General features: G+C 31.5%; 25 protein-coding genes. 2 read left to right on the top strand and 23 right to left on the bottom strand.

The annotated features are described in order from the left end of the window. Positions 1-365: 365 nt before the first annotated feature. The 3 genes from BET03_RS13465 to BET03_RS13455 form a co-directional block, all read right to left on the bottom strand. Positions 366-1,793 (bottom strand): CCA tRNA nucleotidyltransferase, encoded by a 1,428-nt coding sequence (locus BET03_RS13465; RefSeq protein WP_120170813.1) that lies wholly within the window; start codon positions 1,791-1,793, stop codon positions 366-368. 41 nt (positions 1,794-1,834) lie between these two features. Further along, complete coding sequence (locus BET03_RS13460) at positions 1,835-3,685, bottom strand: ATP-binding protein (protein WP_120170812.1); 1,851 nt, start codon at positions 3,683-3,685, stop codon at positions 1,835-1,837. A 743-nt stretch (positions 3,686-4,428) separates the two neighbouring features. Continuing rightward, positions 4,429-5,445, bottom strand: coding sequence for a DNA double-strand break repair nuclease NurA (locus tag BET03_RS13455; protein WP_120170811.1), 1,017 nt, complete (start codon positions 5,443-5,445; stop codon positions 4,429-4,431). A 170-nt stretch (positions 5,446-5,615) separates the two neighbouring features. Between BET03_RS13455 and BET03_RS13450 the strand changes: the two genes are divergently transcribed. Beyond that, entirely contained in the window at positions 5,616-5,858 is a 243-nt protein-coding gene (locus tag BET03_RS13450; protein ID WP_120170810.1) for an AbrB/MazE/SpoVT family DNA-binding domain-containing protein, read from the top strand. A 47-nt stretch (positions 5,859-5,905) separates the two neighbouring features. On the opposite strand, the gene rsmI is transcribed toward BET03_RS13450, so the two are convergent. The 6 genes from rsmI to BET03_RS13420 form a co-directional block, all read right to left on the bottom strand. Then, positions 5,906-6,754, bottom strand: a complete 849-nt coding sequence (gene rsmI / locus BET03_RS13445; protein WP_120170809.1) for a 16S rRNA (cytidine(1402)-2'-O)-methyltransferase — start codon at positions 6,752-6,754, stop codon at positions 5,906-5,908. An 848-nt stretch (positions 6,755-7,602) separates the two neighbouring features. Beyond that, positions 7,603-8,712 carry a sodium ion-translocating decarboxylase subunit beta gene (locus BET03_RS13440; protein WP_120170808.1) on the bottom strand — a complete coding sequence of 370 codons (1,110 nt, stop codon included), beginning with the start codon at positions 8,710-8,712 and terminating at the stop codon, positions 7,603-7,605. A gap of 27 nt (positions 8,713-8,739) precedes the next feature. Then, the gene (locus BET03_RS13435) at positions 8,740-9,126 is read right to left on the bottom strand and encodes a biotin/lipoyl-containing protein (RefSeq protein WP_120170807.1); all 387 of its coding nucleotides are present in this window, start codon (positions 9,124-9,126) and stop codon (positions 8,740-8,742) included. 23 nt (positions 9,127-9,149) lie between these two features. After that, positions 9,150-9,458: an OadG family protein gene (locus BET03_RS13430; protein WP_120170806.1), complete on the bottom strand. Its 309-nt coding sequence runs from the start codon at positions 9,456-9,458 to the stop codon at positions 9,150-9,152. Between the two features lie 37 nt (positions 9,459-9,495). Beyond that, positions 9,496-10,875: an oxaloacetate decarboxylase subunit alpha gene (locus BET03_RS13425; RefSeq protein ID WP_120170805.1), complete on the bottom strand. Its 1,380-nt coding sequence runs from the start codon at positions 10,873-10,875 to the stop codon at positions 9,496-9,498. Positions 10,876-10,888: 13 nt separating this feature from the next. Continuing rightward, entirely contained in the window at positions 10,889-12,076 is a 1,188-nt protein-coding gene (locus tag BET03_RS13420; protein ID WP_120170804.1) for a pyridoxal phosphate-dependent aminotransferase, read from the bottom strand. Between the two features lie 325 nt (positions 12,077-12,401). Between BET03_RS13420 and BET03_RS13415 the strand changes: the two genes are divergently transcribed. Next, positions 12,402-12,851, top strand: a complete 450-nt coding sequence (locus BET03_RS13415) for an Lrp/AsnC family transcriptional regulator (protein ID WP_120170803.1) — start codon at positions 12,402-12,404, stop codon at positions 12,849-12,851. Positions 12,852-12,892: 41 nt separating this feature from the next. Here BET03_RS13415 and BET03_RS13410 read toward each other — a convergent pair whose 3' ends face one another. From BET03_RS13410 to BET03_RS13345, 14 genes are all read right to left on the bottom strand, one after another. Beyond that, positions 12,893-13,666: a tRNA1(Val) (adenine(37)-N6)-methyltransferase gene (locus BET03_RS13410; RefSeq protein WP_243096956.1), complete on the bottom strand. Its 774-nt coding sequence runs from the start codon at positions 13,664-13,666 to the stop codon at positions 12,893-12,895. Positions 13,667-13,823: 157 nt separating this feature from the next. Next, complete coding sequence (locus BET03_RS13405; RefSeq protein ID WP_120170801.1) at positions 13,824-13,994, bottom strand: DUF362 domain-containing protein; 171 nt, start codon at positions 13,992-13,994, stop codon at positions 13,824-13,826. A 118-nt stretch (positions 13,995-14,112) separates the two neighbouring features. After that, a complete protein-coding gene (locus BET03_RS13400) occupies positions 14,113-14,940 on the bottom strand; it encodes a PSP1 domain-containing protein (protein WP_120170800.1) in 828 nt (275 codons plus the stop codon). 3 nt (positions 14,941-14,943) lie between these two features. Beyond that, the gene (holB, locus tag BET03_RS13395) at positions 14,944-15,924 is read right to left on the bottom strand and encodes a DNA polymerase III subunit delta' (protein WP_120170799.1); all 981 of its coding nucleotides are present in this window, start codon (positions 15,922-15,924) and stop codon (positions 14,944-14,946) included. Between the two features lie 12 nt (positions 15,925-15,936). Continuing rightward, positions 15,937-16,389, bottom strand: a complete 453-nt coding sequence (locus BET03_RS13390; RefSeq protein ID WP_120170798.1) for a YaaR family protein — start codon at positions 16,387-16,389, stop codon at positions 15,937-15,939. A 12-nt stretch (positions 16,390-16,401) separates the two neighbouring features. Then, a complete protein-coding gene (locus BET03_RS13385; RefSeq protein ID WP_120170797.1) occupies positions 16,402-16,731 on the bottom strand; it encodes a cyclic-di-AMP receptor in 330 nt (109 codons plus the stop codon). A 12-nt stretch (positions 16,732-16,743) separates the two neighbouring features. Next, positions 16,744-17,367, bottom strand: coding sequence for a dTMP kinase (gene tmk / locus BET03_RS13380; RefSeq protein ID WP_120170796.1), 624 nt, complete (start codon positions 17,365-17,367; stop codon positions 16,744-16,746). Positions 17,368-17,379: 12 nt separating this feature from the next. After that, positions 17,380-18,798, bottom strand: coding sequence for an aminotransferase class I/II-fold pyridoxal phosphate-dependent enzyme (locus BET03_RS13375; RefSeq protein ID WP_120170795.1), 1,419 nt, complete (start codon positions 18,796-18,798; stop codon positions 17,380-17,382). A 114-nt stretch (positions 18,799-18,912) separates the two neighbouring features. Continuing rightward, positions 18,913-20,997, bottom strand: a complete 2,085-nt coding sequence (locus BET03_RS13370) for a choice-of-anchor J domain-containing protein (protein ID WP_120170794.1) — start codon at positions 20,995-20,997, stop codon at positions 18,913-18,915. 132 nt (positions 20,998-21,129) lie between these two features. Next, on the bottom strand, positions 21,130-21,312 hold the full coding sequence (locus BET03_RS13365) for a sigma factor G inhibitor Gin (protein WP_120170793.1): 183 nt from the start codon (positions 21,310-21,312) through the stop codon (positions 21,130-21,132). Positions 21,313-21,429: 117 nt separating this feature from the next. Beyond that, the gene (locus BET03_RS13360; RefSeq protein WP_120170792.1) at positions 21,430-21,927 is read right to left on the bottom strand and encodes a hypothetical protein; all 498 of its coding nucleotides are present in this window, start codon (positions 21,925-21,927) and stop codon (positions 21,430-21,432) included. Between the two features lie 15 nt (positions 21,928-21,942). Next, complete coding sequence (locus BET03_RS13355) at positions 21,943-23,106, bottom strand: NAD(P)-dependent malic enzyme (RefSeq protein WP_120170791.1); 1,164 nt, start codon at positions 23,104-23,106, stop codon at positions 21,943-21,945. Positions 23,107-23,116: 10 nt separating this feature from the next. After that, positions 23,117-23,671, bottom strand: a complete 555-nt coding sequence (locus tag BET03_RS13350) for a Fe-S-containing hydro-lyase (protein ID WP_120170790.1) — start codon at positions 23,669-23,671, stop codon at positions 23,117-23,119. 66 nt (positions 23,672-23,737) lie between these two features. Next, entirely contained in the window at positions 23,738-24,580 is an 843-nt protein-coding gene (locus BET03_RS13345) for a fumarate hydratase (protein WP_120170789.1), read from the bottom strand. Positions 24,581-24,629 lie beyond the last annotated feature (49 nt).

Here is a 24,629-nt window from a genome sequence, read left to right as displayed (position 1 = left end):
AAAGACGTCTATCCTATGAGGACCGTTACTTAACCAATGAAGCAAGACTATGAGGTCTGTTACTTTGACCTAGGGAGTAAGTCTACGTGGTCCGTTACTTTACCCTAGTAAGTAACGCTATGAAGTCTTTTTTCAGTTTTTTTTAATTGTCAATTCTCAATTGTCCATTGTCAATTGCATTTTTAGGTTTGTTGTTGAGGGATTCGTAATCCCTCAACACACAAAAAAACGCAGACTAAAGTCTGCGCTACACTATCTTATCTAATTCTCAATTGTTCTTTATAAGAATCCATCAGCCTCTACAATAATTTTTAATTTTAAATTGTATTTAATTGTTCATTGTCAATTGTAAATTGTTAATTACATTAAAGTATTTCTTCAATATACCTTAGTGCTCCATTTTTAGTTGGTGGGATTTTTCCATTATATATTGCCTTTTTTACCTCTTCTAGTAAGTCACCTATCATAACATTACTTTTAAGGTCAAATCTTTCTATTATATCCTTACCAGTTATTATATCTGAAATTCTTTCTACTTCTTTAAACCTAGTAAGATAATTATTTGCTAAGTATTCAATATGAACCTTAAACTTACCCATTTCTTCAGTTGGGTCTAAAAGTTTCCTTGTAGCTATTATATCTGAAAGGGATATAAGTAAAATATCTAGTGTATCTTCTTTAAGTTCAGAAAACACACCATATAAAGTTTTTCCACTTACATCATTCTTTTTATAGAGTACTAGTGGAATCATGTGTTTAGCTATCATTTTGTAGAGTATATCCCTTTCTCTTATACTTAATTTAAGTCTTTCGGCTATATTTTTAACAATTTCAGCCCCTGTTATTTCATGACCTTTAAACCTAACCCTTCCAGTTTTATCAATCTTTTTAGCAGATGGTTTTCCTATATCATGAAAGAAAGCACCTAATTTCATAAGTTCAAGACGCTTATGCCCTGACGCAACTTCCTCTTCACTATGTTCCTCATAAGCTTTTTTGACATGTTCTTCAAAATATCCGTCTGCATAAATAATATCTTCAGCTACCTTCAGAGTATATATAGAATGGGTAAGGGAATCAACTACATGATACTTGCACTCGCCTACATCCCTCATTGGATTAATATCAGGAAAAATCTCTTCTAATATATTAAGCTTCTTATCCATATATCTAAAATAGTAATAAGTTCTTCTAAGTTTTAGTATTTTAAATAATTCATAGGTAATTCTTTCTCCAGGCATATCCCTAAGTCTGTTTTTATCTTCTCTGATTAACCTAGCAGTATCATCATCTATATCAAATTCAAACTGTGACATAAATCTTACAGCTCTAAGCATTCTTATAGGATCCTCTAAAAATGTAGAAGTATTTACATGCCTTATGATTTTGTTTTCAATATCTTTTAACCCGCCTGTTACATCTAGAATATTATCTTTATTTATTCTATTATCCTCTATATTCATAATATCAATAGCTAAGCTATTTATAGTAAAATCTCTTTTCTTTAAATCTTCCTGAATAGTTTCTCCATCCATCTCATTAATATCATAATTTAATCCTCTATTTTTATCTACTACCCTATAAAATTTGTACCTATCTCCTAAAGGTATAGCTTTTCCACCTATCTTTTCTGCAAGTTTTTTTCCAATTTTAGCAGGATTTTTTTCTACCACAAAATCTATATCTTCACCTTTTCCCCCTAAAAAGTAATCCCTTATATATCCCCCAACTACATATATTTTTATGTTTTCATTTCTACTTATTTCCTTTAAAGTCTTAAAAATGGGGTCCATTTAATCATCTCCTATTCAATCTCACTAAATTAAATTTCATTCTAATTAGCCTCTTCATATACTATACAAAAGGCTGTTTTCCTTTTCTTTATTTTACCCCTTAACACAAGATTTTCAAGCTTATTTTTTAAGGATTCAATATCTAATTTAATATTAAATTCTTCATCCTGTTCTATTTCCTTTACCACGTCGTAAATATTCATTTCATTTATAGGAAGTTTTGTCTTAATAATATTATAAAACTTTTCCTCTTCCATATTCCTTTTACTCACTAATTCATCAAAAGGATTTTCAGTATGAGGACTAGATGTCTTAGCTGCCCTTATTCTAACAGGTATAGTCCTTCCCATAATAGCAGAAGAAATAAATGTATCACCCGATTTTAAATATGGAAGTCTTTTAGCCTCTTCACCAGTTAAATCTGTCTCTTCTTTTATAGTTTGTATATCTGAGCTTCTTACAATTCTAAAAACAAATTTTGTGCTTAATTGAGCAGTAATAGTCTCATCTAAAAGTGTAGGCCTTTGAGTAGCAAGAATTAGGAATACCCCATATTTTCTCCCCTCTTGTGCTATTTCTTTAAGTACTGATTTAGAAGGTGAATCATAGCCTTTAGGGGCAAAGTTATGGGCTTCATCTGTTGCTATTATAAATGGGGGAAAATAATCAGTCTCTATGTTTTTAAATTGGGCATCTTTATAATCCCTTCTTTTTCTATAAAGTTTGTTTAAAAGATATGTTGCAAAAACCTGTAATAGCCTTATATTACCCTGTATAACAATTAACTTTCCGGATTCTATACCTTCAGTTATTTCCCTTATATCATTACTAAATACACCATCATTATTAAGCCTTGTAAGTCGCCAAATTATACCCTTTACAGAGTTTGAAGGACAACTCTTATCATATCTATCATATAATTCCTTACACCTTTCCCATCTTTCCCGTTCTATATTATTGTCACATGTTTGTATAATTCTATCAATCTTTGCTGGAGAACCTATATTTTGAGCCTCTGAGAGCATTCTAAGTCTGTCATAAAAACTTTGATATGAATCTCTTTTTTTGTGAAGTACATCTACAACATTACTCATAGCATCAGAAATCGGAGCTGAAGCATTTAATAGATCCTTTAAATCTTGAGTAGATAAATCAGTAAACTTAACCCCTACATGATGACCTATTTGGAGACATTTAAACTTCTCTGTATAATCTTCTTTATATTTATCCTCTAGATAATCTGCACATGTAGAAAAATCCATCTCAAAATGTGGATCTAGTACAATAGTTGGAATATTTAGTTTCATTATTTCTTCTAATAATACCCTCATACCAAATGACTTACCAGAACCTGATCCTCCAAATATACCGATATGTGGATATTGATTCATTGACTTTATGTCAAATATAAAAGGAATACCCCTTTGTCCCTTTATTTCGTTATCTTCATATAATGGAGCTATATCCTTTAAATTTTCATCCATTCCTTCTTCCATATGTTCTGTACTTTTTATAACCCCTAAAACTAATCCTTCATCTGGTGATGTTTTAATTAATAAGTCTTTTACTTCATCAAATCTAGGCTCCCTTACATCTGAACCAGTTTCAACTGGATATTTAGCCTCATTTAATAGCCTTACTTTAGCTATATGTATTGTTTCATCATCTATACTGTACCCAATAGCTTTTAGTGATTCTATTACTGAAGAATCAACCATTCCACCGTCTATATTTAGAGGAATATATCTATTGTATGAACTTGTTTCAACAACTTCTCCCATTAGTTCTCCTTGATATTTATCCATTATTATAAGCATTTCATTTATCCTAAAAGGCCTTTCATTTGAACCTACATATACTTCCTGCTGAGTAGTTATACCTACAACCTTCATTTTATAACCCCCTTCATTTGTAATTGACAAAGTCAATTACAAATAATTTAAAATTAGAAAATATAGTCATTAGTCCTTAGTTTTTAGTCCTTAGCTTAAACGCTGTTGAGGGATTACAAATCCCCCAACAACAAACCAACCACTACCCACTAACCACCAAAAACTGCATTTAAAATGCAATTGACAATGGACAATTGAGAATTGACAATTAAAAAAAACTGAAAAAAGACTTCATAGCGTTACTTACTAGGGTAAAGTAACGGACCTCGTAGTTTTGCTTCTTTGGTCAGGTAACGGACGTCATAGGCTGGACCCTTAAGTATAGTAACGGACATCAAAGCATATCTTCCTAGGTTGAGTAACGGACATCTCTGTTCTACTTCTTTGGTATAGTAACAATCATCATAGGATAGACGTCTTTGGCATAGTAACGGTCCTCGTAGGCTAGACCCCATGGCTTAAGTAACGGTCATCGTAGCCTTACTTCTGAGGTTTAAGTAACGGACCTCGTAGTTTTGCTTCTTTGGTCAGGTAACGGACCCCAAAGCTCTGACTTCCTAGGTGAAGTAACGGACGTCATAGGCTGGACCCTTAAGTATAGTAACGGACATCTCCGTTCTACTTCTTTGGTATAGTAACGGTCATCGTAGGATAGACGTCTTACGCATAGTAACAGACACCAACGCACTACTCCAAAGGCTAAATATCTAAAAACTAAGAACCAAGAGCTAATAACTGCACTTTTACATAGTCCTTTTACTTCTTTCTGATATAAAAAACTTTTCGAGTATTTCTCTATCTAAATATTTTTCTAGGAGCCCTTTCATCATTTTGTCAGATATTTTAACTTCACTATCTACTATATCAAGCCATAATGGAACACCTCTACTAGTATAGGGCGTTAAAGTAAATACTAAATCAGCCATTTCTTTCATGTATTTTTCTTGACTCTTCAATATATCCATACCTACAACACTTGGATCCTTTGAGGTTCGCATAAAGCATGACCTTAATCCCTCATTATATTTTTTTGTATTTTCTTTGTTTATAGTTATCATTTCTCCATATTCCAATAACCCGTAAAGTAGTTCCTTATCATATAAATTATCTATGTTAGGAGGTAATATATCTTTTTCAATTAAACTAGTTCCAATAATATTAGTCTTTATATCCTTTATAACACCTATTAGTATAATACCCTTCTCCTCACATAAACTTTTTAGCTCATTCCATTTATCAGTACATTCTATCTTATACCTTATAAGAGAACCATCCATCATTATTACATAAGGATTTAGCTTGTTAGCCCCTTCAATTGCCACCTCTACTTCTATGGATGATAGTTTATAATTTCTTATAAAAGAATCTATTTCATTTTTAGCAGGATTCTCTTTATCTATTTTTTCTATAATTTCTTTTTCTGTCTTTAGATTAAGTGGAGTGTAAAAGTCAGCTTTATATATTGGATTATCTTGATATATACTGCTTTTAGCTAACCCTTGGAAAACCTCAACAAAATGGGGATAAGCTCCTCCCATTCTGTTTTTAGAACCATCTACCCCTAAGATTCCTCCTTCCTTAGAAAAACATTCCAATTCATTCGACTTAATTCGACATAAACTTTTTATTTCGCCTATATTTTTGCTAACAAAATCCTTTATGTTTATATTGTCAATTTTGGAAATTAATTTATAATTTTCATTTAATATCCTGTTAAGCTTAATAAGCTTGTCTTTAAGTTCATTACTAGTGTTAAGCATTTTTTCACACTCCATTATTTATAGATTTGCCTAAGGTAAAATTTAACAAAAGTTTGTTAAATATTAAATTATTATTGACTTTTATTGGTATCTCTGGTACTATTTCTTTGTAGGATGTTGTCGAATTATGGCTGTTAATAAACTAAAAATAGAAAGTAGGGGTGATAAATATGAAATCTACAGGCATCGTAAGAAAAGTTGATGAACTCGGTAGAGTAGTAATCCCTATTGAATTAAGAAGGACTCTTGATATTGCTGAAAAAGGTGCCCTTGAAATCTATGTAGACGGTGAACATATAATCCTAAGAAAATATGCACCAGCATGTATTTTCTGTGGACAAGCTAAAGATGTAAAAGTATTCAAGGGAAAAAATATTTGTCCTTCATGCCTGGAAGAACTAAAATCTGAGTAAGTACATAAAAGCAGCTAGAAGTAGCTGCTTTTATGTTTTTTTGAAAGTTATAATTCTATACTCTCCTTATAGACTTCTCTTTTAGGTATATTTCGTTCCTTTGCTACCATCTTTACTGCTTCTTTTTTTGTAAGACCTTGGTTTATATAGTATAATATATGTTCTTTTATGTTCATCTCTACCCAAGAGTCCTCTTTATCTTTATTTCCTTCTGAACCCCTAACTACTATTACAAATTCTCCTTTGATATTTTTATTATTAAGTTTTTCTATAACTTCATTAATTTTTCCTCTAAATACTTTTTCATATTTTTTAGTAAGTTCTTTTACTACTGCAACCTCTCTATTTCCTAATATATCTATCATATCTTTAAGAGTTTTTAGCAGTCTGTGTGGTGCTTCATATATTATAGTTGTTCTCTCTTCATCCTTTAGCTTTACAAGTCTTTCTCGTCTTTCTTTTTTATTTGATGGTAAAAAGCCTTCAAATAAAAATCTATCTGTAGGAAGACCTGAAACAACTAATGCTAATATTGATGCAGTAGCTCCAGGAAGTCCTATTACATGTATATCATTTTCTAATGCTAATCTTATAAGATCTTCCCCAGGATCAGATATTCCAGGCATACCTGCATCTGAAACTAATGCTATATTTTCACCACTTATAAGCTTACCTATAAGAACCTGACCTTTATTTTTCATATTATGTTCATGATAACTTGTAAGGGGTTTTTTTATATTAAAATGATTTAGTAGCTTTATTGTATGTCTTGTATCTTCCGCTGCGATTAAATCTACTTCCTTTAATACGTTTAAAGTCCTTAATGTTATATCTTCTAAATTGCCAATAGGTGTTGGGCATATGTATAATGTTCCTTTATCCGGCAAGTTTCCCATCCTTTCATGGTATATTATACTTTATAAATAGCCTGATCTTATTGTCTTCTCTATTATTATAACATTATTGTTAACCATTAATATAGTTATTTTTTACCTTAGGAGTGAGGCTTTGTGGTCCGTTACTTAAACCTCAAAAGAGAGTCTAAGGTGTCCGTTACTATTCCAAAGAAGAAGAACAGAGATGTCCGTTACTTGACCTAGGTAGTAATGCTCTGATGTCCGTTACTATACTTAAGGGTCTAGCCTATGACGTCCGTTACTTGACCTAGGTTGTAATGCTCTGATGTCCGTTACTAAAACCAAGACGTCTAGCCTACGAGGACCGTTACTATGCCAAAGAAGATAATCTAGGATGTCCGTTACTTAAACCTCAGAAGTAAGGCTACGATGACCGTTACTTAAGCCTAAGAAGCTATGCTTCGCAGTCCGTTACTTAAGCCATGGGGTCTAGCCTACGAGGACCGTTACTATGCCAAAGACGTCTATCCTATGAGGACCGTTACTTAACCAATGAAGCAAGACTATGAGGTCTGTTACTTTGACCTAGGGAGTAAGTCTACGTGGTCCGTTACTTTACCCTAGTAAGTAACGCTATGAAGTCTTTTTTCAGTTTTTTTAATTGTCAATTCTCAATTGTCCATTGTCAATTGCATTTTAAATGCAGTTTTTAGTGATTAGTTGGTAGTGGTTAGGTTTGTTGTTGAGGGATTCGTAATACCTCAACATAAAAAAACGCAGACTTTAGTCTGCGCTATACTAGCTTATTTAATTCTCAATTGCTTTCCTAATTTAACATTCACAATTTAAAATTTAACATTATGAAATGCGAAAAATTTCGCATTTCATTACCCAAATATATTAAGTAATATTCCTGCAGCAACTGCTGAACCTATAACCCCTGCAACATTTGGTCCCATTGCATGCATTAATAAAAAGTTTGATGGGTTTGCTTTTTGCCCTTCCTTTTGTACTACCCTTGCTGCCATTGGCACTGCTGATACTCCTGCTGCTCCTATTAATGGATTTACTTTTCCCTTAGTTAGCTTATGCATTAGCCTTCCAAATAATAATCCTGTTGCTGTTCCTATTGAAAATGCTATTAATCCTAATACCACTATTTTTATTGTATCTACTGTTAAAAACACATCTGCCTTTGCCTTTGCTCCTACTGTTATACCAAGTAGTATTGTAACTATGTAAAGAAGTGAATTTTGGGCTGTTTCTGCCAGCTTCGGAACTACTTCTGCCTCTCTTATTAAGTTTCCAAACATTAGCATTCCTATTAATGGTGCTGATGATGGTAATAATAGTATTGTAAATACTGTTACTACTATTGGGAATATTACCTTTTCCTTCTTTGATACTGGTCTTAATTGTTCCATCTTTATTTTTCTTTGCTCTTCTGTTGTTAATAGTTTCATTATTGGTGGTTGAATTATAGGTACTAATGCCATATATGAATATGCTGCAACTGCTATTGCCCCTAGTAGGTCTGGAGCTAGTTGCGATGTTAAGAATAGTGCTGTTGGTCCATCTGCACCTCCAATTATCCCTATCGACGCTGCCTCCGGCCCTGTGAATCCTAAAAGTATTGCTCCTATGAATGTAAAGAATATTCCAAACTGGGCTGCTGCACCTAATAGTAGACTCTTTGGATTTGCTATAAGTGGACCAAAGTCTGTTGCTGCTCCTACACATAAAAATATTAATGGTGGATATAGTCCGTTTTCTGTCCCCCAATATATTATCCTTAAAAGTCCGCTCTCTTCCATAACACCAGAAAGGGGTAGATTAACTAATAGCATTCCAAAACCTATGGGTATTAAAAGATATGGCTCATATTCCTTTTTTATTGCTAGATAAAAGAGTCCACAAGCAATTAAAATCATTATTGTCTCTTTTAAAGTTAATGCAGAGATTCCAGTACTTGTCCAAAACTCCTGCAGTATTTCCATTGAGGTTACCTCTCTTTCTAACTATTTTTATTCAAGGGATACTAATGGGTCTTGAGCATTTACTGCCTGACCTTTTGTAACGTTTATTGATACTACCTTTCCATCCCTTGGTGCTACTATTTCATTTTCCATCTTCATTGCCTCAAGTATCACTAAAACTTGCCCCTCTTTTACTCTATCATTTTCATTTACCTTTATATCTAATATTGTACCTGGCATTGGTGCTTTAACTTCTTCTCCTTTAGCATTAGCTACCCTATTAATATTTGGAGTTTCTGCTATTTCCTTTTTTCTTACTAATTTAGGCTTAGGTTTATCCTCTTTAGGTTTAGTTTCTGTAGCCTCTGAGTTAGTTATCTCTTCTACCTCAATTTCATATACTTGACCATTAAGACGTATTCTATATTTTTTCATCTTTCTTCCTCCTACCTCTTAATTTAACTTACTTTCCTAAAGTTTTTAATGCGTACATTAGAAATACTTTTTCCATTGCTAGCAGCTATAGCTGCAGTAAATAAAGCAACCAAAACTTCTTCATCAAGTTCTTTAATATCCTTTATATCTTCATTTTTTCTTACAGCCGTTTCAGTTTGGTTTATTTTTACTCCTTTATTTTCCTCTCTATAAAATAATACTTTAAACAGTTCTAAAATGTATGAGATCGCTAATAAGCATACAAATACAATAACCATACTAATAGCTGAAATTTTCAATACTTCTACTAAACTCATACTTCCTTCTAACAATTAATTCACCACCTTATAAAACCTAAAATTATTAACACTATTCTAAGGATAATTCTATATAATATACTTCTGGTTCTCTATCTTGAAGGAATTTCTTTGCAACCTGTGGGAATAGTGCATATGACAAAATATCTTCCTCAGATTGATATAAGCCCTCTATCTCTGACTTATATTTTTCAAACCCATCTTCTAATAGGTCTGCTGGTCTTACATCAATTACTTCTTCATCACCTATAATCTTCTTTTTTATCTCTTCTTTAATTGGTGCTGGTGGTCTTCCATATAGTCCTCTAACATAATCCTTTATTTCCTTTGGTACCATTTTATATCTTTCACCTATTAACACATTAAATACTGCTTGTGTCCCAACCATTTGGCTCATTGGTGTTACCAATGGTGGATATCCTAAGTCTTCTCTAACCTTAGGTACTTCAGCTAACACCTCTTCAAATTTATGGGCTGCATTTTGTGCTTCCAGCTGTGATAATAGGTTTGAAAGCATTCCACCTGGAACCTGATAACTTAAAGTTTTTGGTTCTATTTCTAATACCTTATGTTTTAATGTTCCATTTGAAATATACTTTTCTTTTATTGGCTTAAAATAGGCCGCTACTTCATGTAATGCATCTAAATTTAACTTAGGATCTCTATTAGTATTTTGATAAGTAATTGCTAAGGATTCAGTTGGTGGCTGTGATGTACCTGTTGCAAATGGAGATATTGCAGTATCTATAATATCTACTCCTGCCTCTATTGCTTTCATATAACTCATTGATGCAATTCCACTAGTACCGTGATTATGTAATTCTATTGGTAATTTTGTTATCTGTTTTATTTTCTTTATTAGTTCAAAGGCACGATATGGTGTTAAAATACCTGACATATCCTTTATACAAATAGAATCTGCCCCTAAGTTTTCTAATTCTTTTACTTTTTCTAGATAATATGATGTAGTATGAACTTTACTTGTAGTATAGGAAATTGCACACTGACAATGGGCTCCTTCCTTTTTAATAGCTTTTATAGATGTTTCTAGGTTTCTAGTATCATTTAAAGCATCAAATATACGCACTATATCTATACCGTTGTATATTGCCTTTTGGATAAATTTCTCCACTATGTCATCTGGATAGTGTTTATATCCTAATAAGTTTTGACCCCTTAAAAGCATCTGAAGCTTTGTATTTTTAACCTTTGAACGGATTTTTCTTAATCTTTCCCAAGGGTCTTCATTTAAAAAGCGTAAGCATGCATCAAAGGTAGCTCCACCCCATACCTCCATGGCATGATATCCTACCTCATCCATCTTCTCTAATATTGGTAGTATCTCTTCCGTTTTTAATCTAGTAGCAATAAGGGATTGATGTCCATCCCTTAGGGATGTTTCAGTAATTTTTAATGGTTTTATTGACTTCATATAATTCACCTCTTTAATTAAGAGCTTTTTCAATTCTTTCCAACCCTTCCTTAATATTGTCTAAGGAAGTAGCATAAGAAAGCCTGATGTAATTATCATTTCCAAACCCAGTTCCAGGAATAACGGCTACTTTTACAGTGTCTAATAGGTATTGGGCAAAATCCATAGAACCTGAAATTTTATATCCATTAAACTTTTTACCAATAATTTCTGAAATATTTACCATCACATAAAATGCACCTTTTGGTTTTTTGCAAGATAGATAGTCTATGGAATTTATCTTATCTACCATATAATCTCTTCTTTCTCTAAAGGCCTTTACCATATCTTTTAATGGACTTTGGTCACCCCTTAAGGCCTCAATACTTGCATACTGTGCAATTGTATTAGGATTTGAAGTAGCATGACTTTGTATGTTTGTCATGGTCTTTGCAATTTCTTTATTAGATGCTGTATATCCTATCCTCCAACCAGTCATGGCATAACATTTTGACATCCCATTAATAACAATTGTCAAATCTTTAATCTCATCACCTAGGGTAGCTATACTAACGTGCCTACCATCATAAATTAATTTTTCATATATTTCATCTGAAACAATAAAGATATCATTTTTAACTGCAATTTCTGCTATTTCCTTTAGTTCATCTTCTGTGTATACCGTTCCAGTAGGGTTGCTAGGACTATTTAACAAAATAGCCTTTGTCTTTTTGGTTATCCTATTAAGCAAACTTTCCTTAGTGTATTTGAAACCGTTTTCTTCCGAAGTCTTAACAAATACTGGTGTCGCATCTGCCATCTTAATTAATTCCGGATAACTTACCCAATATGGTACAGGTATAATAACTTCATCCCCTGGATTACATATAGCCTGAAAAGTGTTAAATAGTGAATGTTTTGCTCCATTAGATATAACTATGTTCTCAGGCGTATATTCTAAGTTGTTATCCTTTTTAAGTTTTTCACATATGGCTTTCTTTAGCTCTGGTAAACCTGATGCAGCTGTATATCCAATATGTCCCTTTTCAATTGCCTCAATTGCTGCATTTCTTATGTTTGCCGGTGTTTTAAAGTCAGGCTCCCCAGCTCCAAAGCTAATTACATCTTCACCGTCTTTTTTCATCTTTTTAGCTTTAGCTGTAATTGATAATGTTACAGATGGTGAGACTTTTCTATTTTTAACAGAAAGATTATCATTCATAAAAAGTCGCCCCTTTTAAATATTGATTTTCAGTTATAAATCTATGTAAAGGATTTTTAAAGACCTTTGGCAGAATATTTAGTATTTTTAGAATAATTTCAATATTCAAAAAACACCAGCCCTTAAGTTGAAAGCTATTAATCCAATGTGATATAATTTTTTTACCAAACAAAACTATAAATCTAATACCCTTTTTGTTTTCGACTAAATTCTAACATAGTACCTTTTTCATGTAAATGGCTTAAATAATGTCTTGATACTAAGAAAGTTTAATATAATAAGAAAATTTATCCTTATAGTTTATAAAATTAAGGGAGTGCTTTTTATGGATTCAACAGATTGTAAAATTCTCGAGATATTACAGACTAAAGGCAGAATATCAATGAAGGAATTAGGTAAACTAGTAGCCCTAAGTCCACCTGCAGTAGCTGAAAGGGTTAAAAGACTTGAAGAAAACGGTATAATCAAAGGGTATAAAGCTGTAGTAGATGCTGAAAAGTTAGGAAGAGCAATAAATGTTTTTATAAATGTTGCTATGAAGGTTGACAAGCATAAAGGTTTTTTAGAGTTTGTTAATAAAAACGATAATATAGTAGAATGCCATCATGTAACTGGTCCATATTGTATGATAATTAAGGCAAGTTTAACTAAAATGTCAGATTTAGAAAAATTACTTGATCAAGTACAGGAGTTTGGCGATACCGAAACTTTTATAATATTATCAAGTCCTGTAAAAGGTAAAACTGTAAAGCCGTTAGTTACCTTAGATGAATAAAAGGCTATGGAATCTAAAACTCCATAGCCTTTTTTATTGGCTTAAGCCTTATTCATATTATAAATTTCATATATTTCATCAGTATATGTACCATCATCATTATATACATAAAGAGGTCTTTCAAATTTAAGTTCTGGTTTTGCAGCTTTTATACTTTTTACTAATACAAGATTAGGTTTTTGGTCCACCTTAGGATGTACAAATCTTATCTTTTTAGGCTCTAATTTATACTTTCTAAGGAGCCATAAGATATCAACTATTCTATGGGGTCTATGTACCATAAAGAACCTTCCATTATGTCTTAAAAGCCTACTAGAAACCCTTATTACATCCTCTAGTGTACATTTTATTTCATGCCTCGATATAGCTTTTTTATCTTCAGGATTTACCTTTCCCCCTCCATATTCCATATATGGAGGATTAGTAGTTATAGCATCAAATTGATTTACTCCAAGTTTTTCTGGTGCTTCCTTTAAATCAAAATTAAGTATTTCAATATAATCTTCTAAATTATTCATTCTGATACTTCTTCTAGCCATCTCTGCAACATCTTTTTGTATTTCTATACCATATATCTTTTTAACCTTATTTTTAGCCCATACAAGTAGAGGGATTATTCCTGTTCCTGTACCTAAATCTATAACTGTAGAATTATTTTTTATATCACAAAAATTAGCTAAAAGTACTGCATCCATACCGAAACAAAAACCTGTTGTATCCTGTATGATTTTAAGTCCTTTACATTGAAGGTCATCTATTCTCTCATGTTCTTTTAGCTGAACTTTTTCCATTACTATCGCTCCTACTCTTTTCATATGTTCTATTTATATATTATATCACTTGTAATTAATTTAAAGCATTATTTAAAATTTAATCTAAAGTTAAGGGCTGAAAAACAGAACCATCCCCATTTTCAGTTTAATAAACAATATAAAATAAAAAAAAGACCCGAAATCGGGTCTTTTATGTATATTATTCTGGTTGTGGAGCATCTACTGGACATACATTTGCGCATGCACCACAGTCAATGCATGTATCTGCATCAATAACGTATTTATCATCTCCAGCGCTAATAGCCTCAACTGGGCATTCTGGTTCACAAGCTCCGCAGCTTATACATTCATCATTAATTACGTAAGCCATTATGTTCACCTCCTTTAGGTTAACAGTATAAATAGTTTACTCCTTTATTTTATCATTTATTATAAAGTAATAAAAGAGTTTTTATTAATTTTGATATATGCAAAGAGGTCTAGTATTTCTAGACCTCTTCATTCTCAACTTTTTCTTCAACTTCATCTAATTTAAAAGTTACAATTTCTTCAGTATCATCTTCCTTCTTTATTCTCACTTTAACACTTTCAAGTAAAGGATTTGTATCAATTACTATACCTTCTCCTACTTCCGTATTAACTGTAGCCCCAATCTTCGGTAATTTTTTGTTTATATCACTATACATGCTATGCTCATATTTTAAACAACACATAAGTCTACCACAAATACCAGAGATTTTAGTTGGGTTTAATGATAGATTTTGTTCTTTAGCCATTTTTATAGATACTGGCTCAAATTCTCCTAAGAAAGTAGCACAACACATAGGCCTACCACAAGGGCCTAAGCCTCCTATCATCTTTGCTTCGTCCCTTACTCCTATTTGCCTTAGTTCTATTCTTGTTCTAAATACTGAAGCTAAATCCCTTACAAGTTCCCTAAAGTCAACCCTTCCATCTGCAGTAAAATAAAATATTATCTTATTATTATCAAATGTATATTCCACATCTATAAGCTTCATTTCAAGTCCATGTTTTTCTATCTTTTTTAAGCAGATATCAAAGGCCTCTTCTTCTTTTTCCTTATTTTCTCTATGCTTTTCTAAATCTTCTTCTGTTGCTACTCTAATAACCTTTTTAAGTGGAGACACTATCTCATCTTCACTTACTTCCTTTATTCCTACCACTACTTGCCCAAGTTCTATTCCTCTAACAGTTTCTACAATTACATTATCTCCCTTTTTTATATCTATTCCATCAGGGTCAAAATAGTATATTTTCCCTGCCTTTTTAAATCTTATACCAACTACAATTGCCATCTTTTATACCTCCTGCATTTCAAGAAGCATAACCTCAACAGCTAATTGAAAATTAACCTTTGAGGCTATATCATCCTTTGTTTCCTTAACTCTTTCTATTATATCATATATTTTGTCTATTGATAATTTAGAGGAATGTTGTTCTAAGATTTGAATTTTATCCCTATTTATTATAAAACTATAATTATCTGTTTCCTTCATTATCAATAAATCTCTAAACCATATTATAATCATATCTAATATATCTTCAATACTCTCTTTATTCTTTTCGAAAAATTCACTTATAGAAAATATCTTAAATTTTTCACTATTAATGGTATTATCAATTATAGATATAACATCTTCTCTTAACTGCTTAAATTCTTCTGACTCACATATTTTTATTGCTTTTCCTATTATTCCATTGGAAAATGAGGCAGTAAAAGATGCTTCTTCTTCTGTCTTTTCATATTTACTAATAATAAAATCCTTTATTTTATTATTCTCTATAGGACTAAACCTAACAAGCTGACATCTAGATATTATAGTGGGCAGGAGGCTGTTACTATTTACAACTGTCATAATAATAACAGCATAAGTAGGGGGCTCTTCTAATGTTTTCAAAAAGCTATTTTGAGCCTCTTGAGTCATTTTATCAATGTTTTCTAAGATATATACTTTTCTTTTCCCTTCATAGGGTAATCTTCTCATTGATTTTTGAATCTTATCAATCTGTTCTTTCTTAAAATATTGTCCTTCAGGACTTTCTATATAAAAATCAGGCATATTCCCTGAGTTAAACTGGATACATGAAGCACAAGTATTACAAGGCTCTGTACCTTCTTTTTGACAAAGAAGAGTTTTAGCAAATGCCTTAGCTACAGTTCTTTTCCCTATTAGTTTAGGTCCTTCAAAGAGGTAGCTATGTGATATACTATTATTTTTTATTGCCTTTTTTAAATTATTTATAATCACTTCATGTCCTATAATATTACTAAAATCCATACTTATCCTCCATTACATATATATATCTAGTATAAGTCCCCTTATGTCATCCAATTTTTTCAAAACTTTTATATTATCCTTCTCCTTTTTTAAAACTTCTTCTGTAAGCTCTTCTAGCTCATCATCTACTTTTTTTATTATAGCATAAATCCTATGTCTTCCCCTTTTATCTAAAAAACTATTTTTACTGAACTTTACCGTAGAATTAACAGATTCCCTTAAAAACTCCGATACTAGTTTTTTATATGCTATTAATTCCTTTATATTGACATTTTTAGATAACCTTTCTGCTTGTCTATCAATTTTTTGTAGCAATATACCTAGTCGCTCTTTTATATTTAGCCCAGCAATTTTTTCTAATTCTTCTTTAAAACTATTTCCCTTTATATTATTCCTATTTTTATTTTCATTAAAGTCTATATTTATTTTTCCAGAGGGTTTCTTTAGAATATCACTTATCTTCATAAACTTATCCTCCTAAACCTTCTCAAACTTATCTACATCCACAACAAATATTGTAGCACCTCCAACCTGAACTTCAACTGGATATGGAATATATACCCCTCCTGTCATAGGAGTTGGTGAAGGTGAAGTTGTAACCTGCTTTCTAGATTTGCATAATTTTTTAATAATTTCTATTACATCATCAACCTTTTCCTTTTCTACTCCTATTAATAGGGTAGTATTCCCCGATTTTAAAAATCCCCCTGTTGAAGCTAACTTGGTTATCCTATAATTATTTTTCATAAGATTATCAACCAGTTTAGGAGCATCTTCATCCTGAACAATGGCAATAACTAATTTCATTGAAATTCCCCCTTATTTTTTTAACAAACAGTCTATTTCATTTTTAATTTGATTAAATGTCTTTTCTATACTCTTACTAGCATCAATTATTTTAATTCTTTCAGGATACATTTTTGTTAGCCTTAAATAACCATCATAAACCTTTTTATGAAATTCAATACTTTCCTTTTCTAATCTATCCTGATTTTGTCTTGCCCTTCTCCTTAACGAAGCTAATTCAGGGTCTATATTAAGAAATAGGGTTACATCTGGTTTAATTCCTTGTATAGCAAATTCATTTATCTCTTTAATCTTCTCTATTCCTAATCCCCTGGCAATTCCCTGATATACTAAACTAGAGTCTACGAACCTATCACATATTATAATTTTCCCTTCTTTTAAAGCAGGAATCACCTTTTCATATACATGTTGAGCCCTTGATGCAGCATATAATAATGCCTCTGTTACAGGGGACATACCTGTATTCTTATCATCTAATATAATCTCCCTTATATCTTCACTTATTTTTGTCCCTCCGGGTTCCCTTGTAATTACAATATCATAACCCTTGTCTTGTAGATATTCTGATAATAACTTTATTTGAGTACTTTTCCCTGATCCATCTGGACCTTCTACTGTTATGAATAATCCCTTCATTCTACCATTCCTTTACTCTATTATTTTTATTTTGCTTTCATCTTGTATACCTAAAATGTTAATGTTATTTTCCTTTAGTACTTTTATATATTCAATTATATCACTATTTATCCTCTCTCCTGGACTTACAAGGGGTATACCAGGAGGATAAGGTATTATAAAATCTCCAGCAATTTTTCCATTACATTTGTTAAGATTTAATAGCTTCTTTTCTTTATAGTATGCTTTATATAATGGCATAACGGTCTCTGTTTTAATATATTTTACATCTATTGTTGGTATTATGTCTAATCTATAATCCCTTTTATTATATATATCAGCTATAGCATTAGTAAGTTTTTCTATATATTTAGGCTCATCTAAAACTGATGTTAAAGCTATACCATAATACAAATCGGACATCTCAAGCTGTATTTTATAATTTTGTCTTAATATCTTTTCCAGCCTTCTTCCTGTTATATTTATACCCTTAAGGCTTATCAATACTTTAGTTAAGTCAAAAGAATAATTATTACTTTTAATACTATTATTATCAAATATTCTAACTCCATCCAAATCTTTTAGCTTAAAAATATTTTCTTCTATAGCATTAATAATTAGATCAAGTCTACTTGTTCCCTTTTTTTCTATATATGCTCTAGCCATATCTATAGAAGCCATAAGTATATAAGAAGGACTAGTAGTCTGATAAAGTGTCATTCTTTCTTTAAGCTTTTCAGTATCTATTCTATCTGTGCCAACATGAACCATAGAAGCTTGAGTAAAGGCTGGAAGAGTCTTATGAGTACTTTGTATTACTATATCCGCTCCACCTTCTAAAGCTGATTCCGGTAGTCTTTTACTAAACTTTAGATGACTACCATGGGCTTCATCTACTATTAGTATTTTACCAAACCTGTGTACTATTTTTGCTATCTCTTTTATATTAGAGCATATACCATAATATGAAGGTGATGTTATAACTATAGCCTTAATATCATTGTATTTTTCTAACATGTTTTGTATGTCCAAAGGATTTATTCCTAAAACTATATTATTGTCTTCATCATATTCAGGATAAACATACACTGGCTCTAATCTTCCTAGTATTGTTGCATTATATACAGATTTGTGACAGTTCCTTTGTATAAGTATTCTATCTCCAGGCTTACAAACTGAAGTTATAGCTGCATATATGCCTCCAGTAGTACCATTTATTGAATAAAAAGTCTTTTTAGCCCCAAAGGTTTTTGCTGCTAGGTCTTGACTTTCCAATATCATAGATGTTGGATTATGCAAATTATCTGTACCATCTACTTCTGTCACATCTATTTGTGGAATAAGCTTACCCCATTCTAATAATGAATTTCTGCCCTTATGTCCAGGCATATGAAACCTTATATTGTTTTCTTTTGCGTATTTTTCTAATCCTTTAACGATAGGCATGTCCATACTTTTTACCTCCCTAATTATTAATTCTAATTTTTATTAATGTTTTCCTTCCATGTAAGATAAATATTTAAAAAACCCTACATCTTAAGATGTAGGGTTTCTTAATTACAGATTCTATTTCTTTATTTTCGCTGCTTCATTCTTAGTTATTACCTTGTAGCTATAATCTACTGGATTTTTATCTCCAATTCCAGCAGCATACCATATAATCATATAGTTATTTCCACCACTTAAGAAATCTCTTAATTTAATTACTTGTTCCTCAGTTACATTGTATGGATCAATATTTAAAACTCTATAATTAGATATATTTTCTCCATTCCCTAATGACTTTTCATTAACAAAAGAAACTTGATACTCTACATAATCTTTAAGAAGTTCATTTAGACTCATAAAGCCTTCTAAAGACTCTCCTGAAAACTTTAATCCTATTTCAGGTATTTCTATATTCTTTATAAACCAACCAGGGTCATTGTAGCCCCAATCTGTCATATATCTAAATGCTATATGAACCTTCTTTCCTGCATATGGTGTTAGGTTAAATTCTTCATTTACCCAGCTATCATAGTATCCTGTAAATCCTGGTAAGTTTTCTTTAATCTTTGGATATCCATCCTCAACTATATCACTTCTTGTATTTACATTTTCTAAAGTAGTCCATGTTCTGCCGTTGTCCGTTGAAACCTGAACTATTCCAAAATCCCATTGTTCCTCTATTTGAATATAATTGTCAAATTTCAAAGTAGCCTTATCAACATCAGTTAAATCAGCTTCAAAAATTAAGAAGTTATCCATCTCATTTCCTTGGTTACCCCATAATACTTTACCTTCTCCTAGTGGATTGTCTACTACTTTCCAAGGTGTCGGAAGTAATTCTACTCCATCCATAATCATGTTTTCAATTTTTTTAGCTTCTTCAAGCTTTATATAATCAGAACCCCAAGCTGGTACACCAGGTTTATCAGTTTCTAATGCAGATTCAAAATTAACCTGTAAATCTATACTTTCAAAGTTATATACACCATTACCTGGCTCTGGTTTATCCACTGCTAAAGCTACACTAAAATCTCTATATATGTCATTAAAGCTTTTGTTAACACCAAATTCTTTTAGTATTTTATTTACACTTTCTATTCCATTATCACTATCAACTGCTAGTTCCCTAACAAATTCTTTACCAAACTGGTCATAGAAATATAACTGAAGCAAATATGCTTGGCCATAATCAGCTAAAGTTTCTGGTCCAGTAGGATAAGAATAGTATTCATCCCATACTACTAATGAATTTTCTGGGTGGTCTAAAAAGAAATTTACATGTCCCATAGGATGTCCATATTCACATAGATATTCAGCAAAATCTGACATACCTTCGTTTATCCATGTTTCCTCATCTGAGTCATTATCATCATGAATTAAATGTTGAAATTCATGGGCTGTAGTTCCGAAAAATGTTGATTCAAGCCTTTCTTCCCAATTACTACTGTCAATATTTATTATGTTTCTATCAAAATATGCTTCATATGCTGATGAATAAAATCCTGCTATAAAGAAAGGATATGTAGGGTCATAATAATTTTCATCCCTTATATTATCTACTAATATAATTACTCTCTCTTTTCCATCTTGTGGAACATAGTAATCTTCAGGAACAGATCCCCAATCTTCTAGTAGAGATTTTTCCCCTGTATGGGCATCAGGTTTTCCAAAGAATTCTGTATCTTTTATATATATATTATTGTCAAACTCGTCTCTTAATTTATCTACCTGTTCTTGAGTAACTATATGAGCTGGTCTATCATCATCATCTCCATATGATAAATCATTTGCTACCCAAATTTCAACGTGTTCTCCAATACTTCTTAATGTAAACTCTTTAAAATAGTAATTACCATTATCATATCCTAAAAAGAATTTAGTTCCTCCATTAAATGTAAAATTACTATTTTGGTCTTCTTCAGATGCCGTTTGCACCTCATTAAAATTAATTTTAGCTGCCTTTTCTTTTATATTTTTGTCTAGCTTTTCCCTATATTCTTCATCATCTTCTAATTTCCTAAGCTTAGGACCAATATCTAAAACATCTCCATATCTTTGTGTATCCCAGTCATTTCTTGAAGCTTCAACTTTTGAGGTTCCTAATACTGAAAATGTACTAAATATTAAAGTAAAAATTAAAAGAATTGATAATAACTTTTTCATAAACTCCCTCCTTTTACAATATAAATGTAAATAAAATTAGACAACCTATTATATATATATAAAGACTAAGGAAAAAATATGATATAAATTATAATGAATTAAAAAATGACATGGTCTTTAATCCATGCCATTTTAGAAGGAGGTAAGTATGTAATCTAACCATACTTTTTTTATAACTAACTTATAGTAGTTATATCTTATATCATTTATTTTAGCTTTCATTATATTCTTTTCACATTCTCTGCAAATATGTGCTCCTAACAACTCTATCCCCTTCTTATTGTTGTCCCCACATATTTTACACTTTAAATCCACATAACCAACCCCTTAAACAGTTTTATAATAATTATTGACCCTTTTTATTATTTTATTCCTACAACACAACTGATGTGCCCGTTTTCATGTACAAAAAAACTGATGGATAAAAACCCATCAGCAGTTTAGGTTCACTTTACTATTTATAATATTTATTAGCCTATCACTAGGTCTAAATACAAACCTATATTTTCTTCCACCTTTATAAAAATCCCCAAAATAACAGTTATTATAATTCTTATCACATATAAATTTGTAGGTGAATTGTGGATTATCTACACTATCTATTTCAGAATATGGTTTTATATAATCTATATCATCAAGTTCAACCCTTAGTACAACATCTCTTTTATTCCCAATAACCTGTTCAAATATTAACTTATCATTAAAAAGTGTATATACATAACTTCTTAATAATCTCTTTACAACAAAAGAAGATAATACTACAAAACCTGCAAGAATTCCAATACTAGTAATAGCTGCATACTTATTACCTAGATAATTGCAAGAAGTGATGAGTATATTTAAAAAAACTATAGCTGTAAAAGCAACTAATAGGACTTGCCAAAGAGGCCTTCTTTTTTTCGAATTTATTTCCTTCACAAACCCCTTCATAGTAACCCTTCCCTTCTATTTACTATTTTTGAGGGCCACTTCCTTTACGGCCTCTGAAACAGCTTTTGTAACTCTTTTGTCGAAAGGATCAGGTATTATATAATCTTCCTTTAGTTCTTTATCATCTATGACATAAGCAATGGCATTTGCTGCGGCTATTTTCATATCATCTGTTATCTCTTTAGCCCTTGCATCTAAAACACCTCTAAATATTCCTGGAAAAGCTAACACATTATTTATTTGATTATCAAAATCAGATCTTCCAGTAGCTATTATCTTAGCACCATGTTTTTTAGCTTTATCTGGCATAATCTCAGGTATAGGATTTGCAAGGGCAAAAACTACTGGATTTTCATTCATTGTTTCAATCATTTCACCTGTAAGTACATTTGGAGCAGAAACCCCTATAAAAACATCTCTATTTTTTATGACATCTTTTAAGCTTCCTTTTTCGTTTTTAGGATTGGTTATAGCTACCATTTCTTCTTTTATCCAGTTTAGATTTTCCCTACCTTTATAGATTGCTCCCTTACTATCACAAATAACTATATCTTTAATACCTATCTTTATAAGTAACTTTCCAATTGCTACACCTGCAGCTCCTGCTCCGTTTATTACAACTTTTAAATCCTCTAAACTTTTGTCTAGTAATCTTACACTATTTATTAATCCAGCTAAAACTACAACTGCTGTTCCATGCTGGTCATCGTGAAATACCGGTATGTCTAACTCCTCTTTTAGTCTTTTTTCTATTTCAAAGCATCTAGGAGCTGATATATCTTCTAAGTTTATTCCACCAAATGATGAGCTTATAAGTTTTACTGTATTTACTACAGTATCTATATCCTTTGAATCTATACATATAGGGAAACTATCAACATCTGCAAACTCTTTAAAAAGTATAGACTTACCTTCCATTACTGGAAGTGCTGCATCTGCTCCTATATCACCCAATCCTAAAACAGCACTACCATCTGTAATTACAGCAACCATATTCCCTTTGGCAGTATATTTATATATATTATTTTTATCTTTTTGAATATGTCTACATGGTTCAGCAACCCCAGGGGTATAAGCAAGTGATAAACTTTCCCTATCATTAACTTCTATTTTTGATTTTATATATATTTTTCCTTTGTTTTTTTCGTGAATGTCCAAAGCTTTTTTCTTAATGTCCATATTTTACTCCTCACTTTATCTTGTATTTTTTGTTTTCTATATCATACAAATTATTACCCTTAGAATCAATAACAACAATAACCGGTAACTTTTCTACACATAATTTTCTTACTGCTTCTGTACCTAATTCCTCATATGCAATAACTTCTGAGGATTTAACACAATCTGAAATTAAAGCTCCTGCACCACCTATTGCAGCAAAATATACAGCTTTATTTTTGATCATAGAATCAATTACTTTTTGGTTTCTCTTACCTTTACCAATCATGCCCCTTAATCCTAGTTCTAATAATGGTGGTGTAAGATCATCCATTCTGTAGCTAGTTGTAGGTCCACAAGAACCTATTATCTGGCCAGGTTTAGGTGGACATGGTCCTACATAATATATTATTGAATCTTTTATATCAAAGGGTAGTTCTTCTCCATTATGTAGAGTTTCAATCATCTTTTTATGTGCAGCATCTCTAGCAGTATATATTGTTCCTGTAATATAAACTTTATCCCCTGCATTAAGTTTCTCTACAATACTTTCAGTTAATGGAGTAGTAATTTCTATATTTTTCAAAAAATCACCTCATTTGCCTGGTTACAATTACCAGTTATCATTTATTATTAGTTTCCCAATTACAAATTATAATTCAACCATAAGGTGTCTTGATGCATGGCAATTTATATTAACTGCTACGGGTAGTCCTGCTATATGTGTTGGATAGGTTTCAATATTTACAGCTAGAGCTGTTGTTCTTCCTCCTAATCCTTGGGGGCCTACTCCCAGTTTATTTATTTCTTCAAGTAATTCTGTTTCTAAGTTTTTAATATGTTCCTTTTTATTAAATGTTCCTATATCTCTCAACAAAGCCTTTTTAGCTAGAATTGCTGCTTTTTCCATTGTCCCTCCAATCCCTACTCCTACTACTATTGGTGGACAGGGATTAGGTCCTGCCTTTTCTACAACATCTAAAACAAATTCTTTTACACCATTAATACCATCTGATGGCTTTAACATCTTTAAAGCACTCATATTTTCACTTCCAAATCCCTTTGGAGCAAAATATATTTTTAGTTTATCACCTTCCACTAAATCATAATGTATTATTGCAGGTGTATTATCGTTAGTATTCTCTCTGAATAATGGATCCTTTACAACAGATTTTCTTAGGTACCCTTCTTTATATCCCTGTCTTACTCCTTCATTTATTGCATCAGTAAGTGTTCCACCTTCTATATATACTTCTTGTCCAATCTCTATAAAAAAAACTGCCATTCCTGTATCCTGGCATATTGGTACTTCATTTTCTTTGGCTATTTTTGCATTTAATAACAGCTTATCTAATATATCTTTTCCTATAGGTGACTCCTCTTTTTCTTTTGCTTTTTTAAAACTTTCAATTACATCTACTCCAAGATTATAATTTCCTTTAATACACATATTCTTTATCTTCTTAATTATGGTATTTACATGTATTTTTCTCATATTTCCCCTTCTTCTCTTTTAATTTTAAGATGAAACTTTATGCTTATTA

It is taken from the genome of Thermohalobacter berrensis, assembly GCF_003609645.1.
GTDB lineage: Bacteria > Bacillota > Clostridia > Tissierellales > Thermohalobacteraceae > Thermohalobacter > Thermohalobacter berrensis.
This window is presented reverse-complemented; position numbering and strand designations above follow the sequence as displayed.

Bases quoted from the DNA above. Each gene is read 5' to 3' on its own strand.
- BET03_RS13465 (WP_120170813.1), bottom strand. From the start codon at position 1,793: ATGGACCCCATTTTTAAGACTTTAAAGGAAATAAGTAGAAATGAAAAC.
- BET03_RS13460 (WP_120170812.1), bottom strand. From the start codon at position 3,685: ATGAAGGTTGTAGGTATAACTACTCAGCAGGAAGTATATGTAGGTTCA.
- BET03_RS13455 (WP_120170811.1), bottom strand. From the start codon at position 5,445: ATGCTTAACACTAGTAATGAACTTAAAGACAAGCTTATTAAGCTTAAC.
- BET03_RS13450 (WP_120170810.1), top strand. From the start codon at position 5,616: ATGAAATCTACAGGCATCGTAAGAAAAGTTGATGAACTCGGTAGAGTA.
- rsmI (WP_120170809.1), bottom strand. From the start codon at position 6,754: ATGGGAAACTTGCCGGATAAAGGAACATTATACATATGCCCAACACCT.
- BET03_RS13440 (WP_120170808.1), bottom strand. From the start codon at position 8,712: ATGGAAATACTGCAGGAGTTTTGGACAAGTACTGGAATCTCTGCATTA.
- BET03_RS13435 (WP_120170807.1), bottom strand. From the start codon at position 9,126: ATGAAAAAATATAGAATACGTCTTAATGGTCAAGTATATGAAATTGAG.
- BET03_RS13425 (WP_120170805.1), bottom strand. From the start codon at position 10,875: ATGAAGTCAATAAAACCATTAAAAATTACTGAAACATCCCTAAGGGAT.
- BET03_RS13420 (WP_120170804.1), bottom strand. From the start codon at position 12,076: ATGAATGATAATCTTTCTGTTAAAAATAGAAAAGTCTCACCATCTGTA.
- BET03_RS13415 (WP_120170803.1), top strand. From the start codon at position 12,402: ATGGATTCAACAGATTGTAAAATTCTCGAGATATTACAGACTAAAGGC.
- BET03_RS13410 (WP_243096956.1), bottom strand. From the start codon at position 13,666: ATGAAAAGAGTAGGAGCGATAGTAATGGAAAAAGTTCAGCTAAAAGAA.
- BET03_RS13405 (WP_120170801.1), bottom strand. From the start codon at position 13,994: ATGGCTTACGTAATTAATGATGAATGTATAAGCTGCGGAGCTTGTGAA.
- BET03_RS13400 (WP_120170800.1), bottom strand. From the start codon at position 14,940: ATGGCAATTGTAGTTGGTATAAGATTTAAAAAGGCAGGGAAAATATAC.
- holB (WP_120170799.1), bottom strand. From the start codon at position 15,924: ATGGATTTTAGTAATATTATAGGACATGAAGTGATTATAAATAATTTA.
- BET03_RS13390 (WP_120170798.1), bottom strand. From the start codon at position 16,389: ATGAAGATAAGTGATATTCTAAAGAAACCCTCTGGAAAAATAAATATA.
- BET03_RS13385 (WP_120170797.1), bottom strand. From the start codon at position 16,731: ATGAAATTAGTTATTGCCATTGTTCAGGATGAAGATGCTCCTAAACTG.
- tmk (WP_120170796.1), bottom strand. From the start codon at position 17,367: ATGAAGGGATTATTCATAACAGTAGAAGGTCCAGATGGATCAGGGAAA.
- BET03_RS13375 (WP_120170795.1), bottom strand. From the start codon at position 18,798: ATGGACATGCCTATCGTTAAAGGATTAGAAAAATACGCAAAAGAAAAC.
- BET03_RS13370 (WP_120170794.1), bottom strand. From the start codon at position 20,997: ATGAAAAAGTTATTATCAATTCTTTTAATTTTTACTTTAATATTTAGT.
- BET03_RS13360 (WP_120170792.1), bottom strand. From the start codon at position 21,927: ATGAAGGGGTTTGTGAAGGAAATAAATTCGAAAAAAAGAAGGCCTCTT.
- BET03_RS13355 (WP_120170791.1), bottom strand. From the start codon at position 23,106: ATGGACATTAAGAAAAAAGCTTTGGACATTCACGAAAAAAACAAAGGA.
- BET03_RS13345 (WP_120170789.1), bottom strand. From the start codon at position 24,580: ATGAGAAAAATACATGTAAATACCATAATTAAGAAGATAAAGAATATG.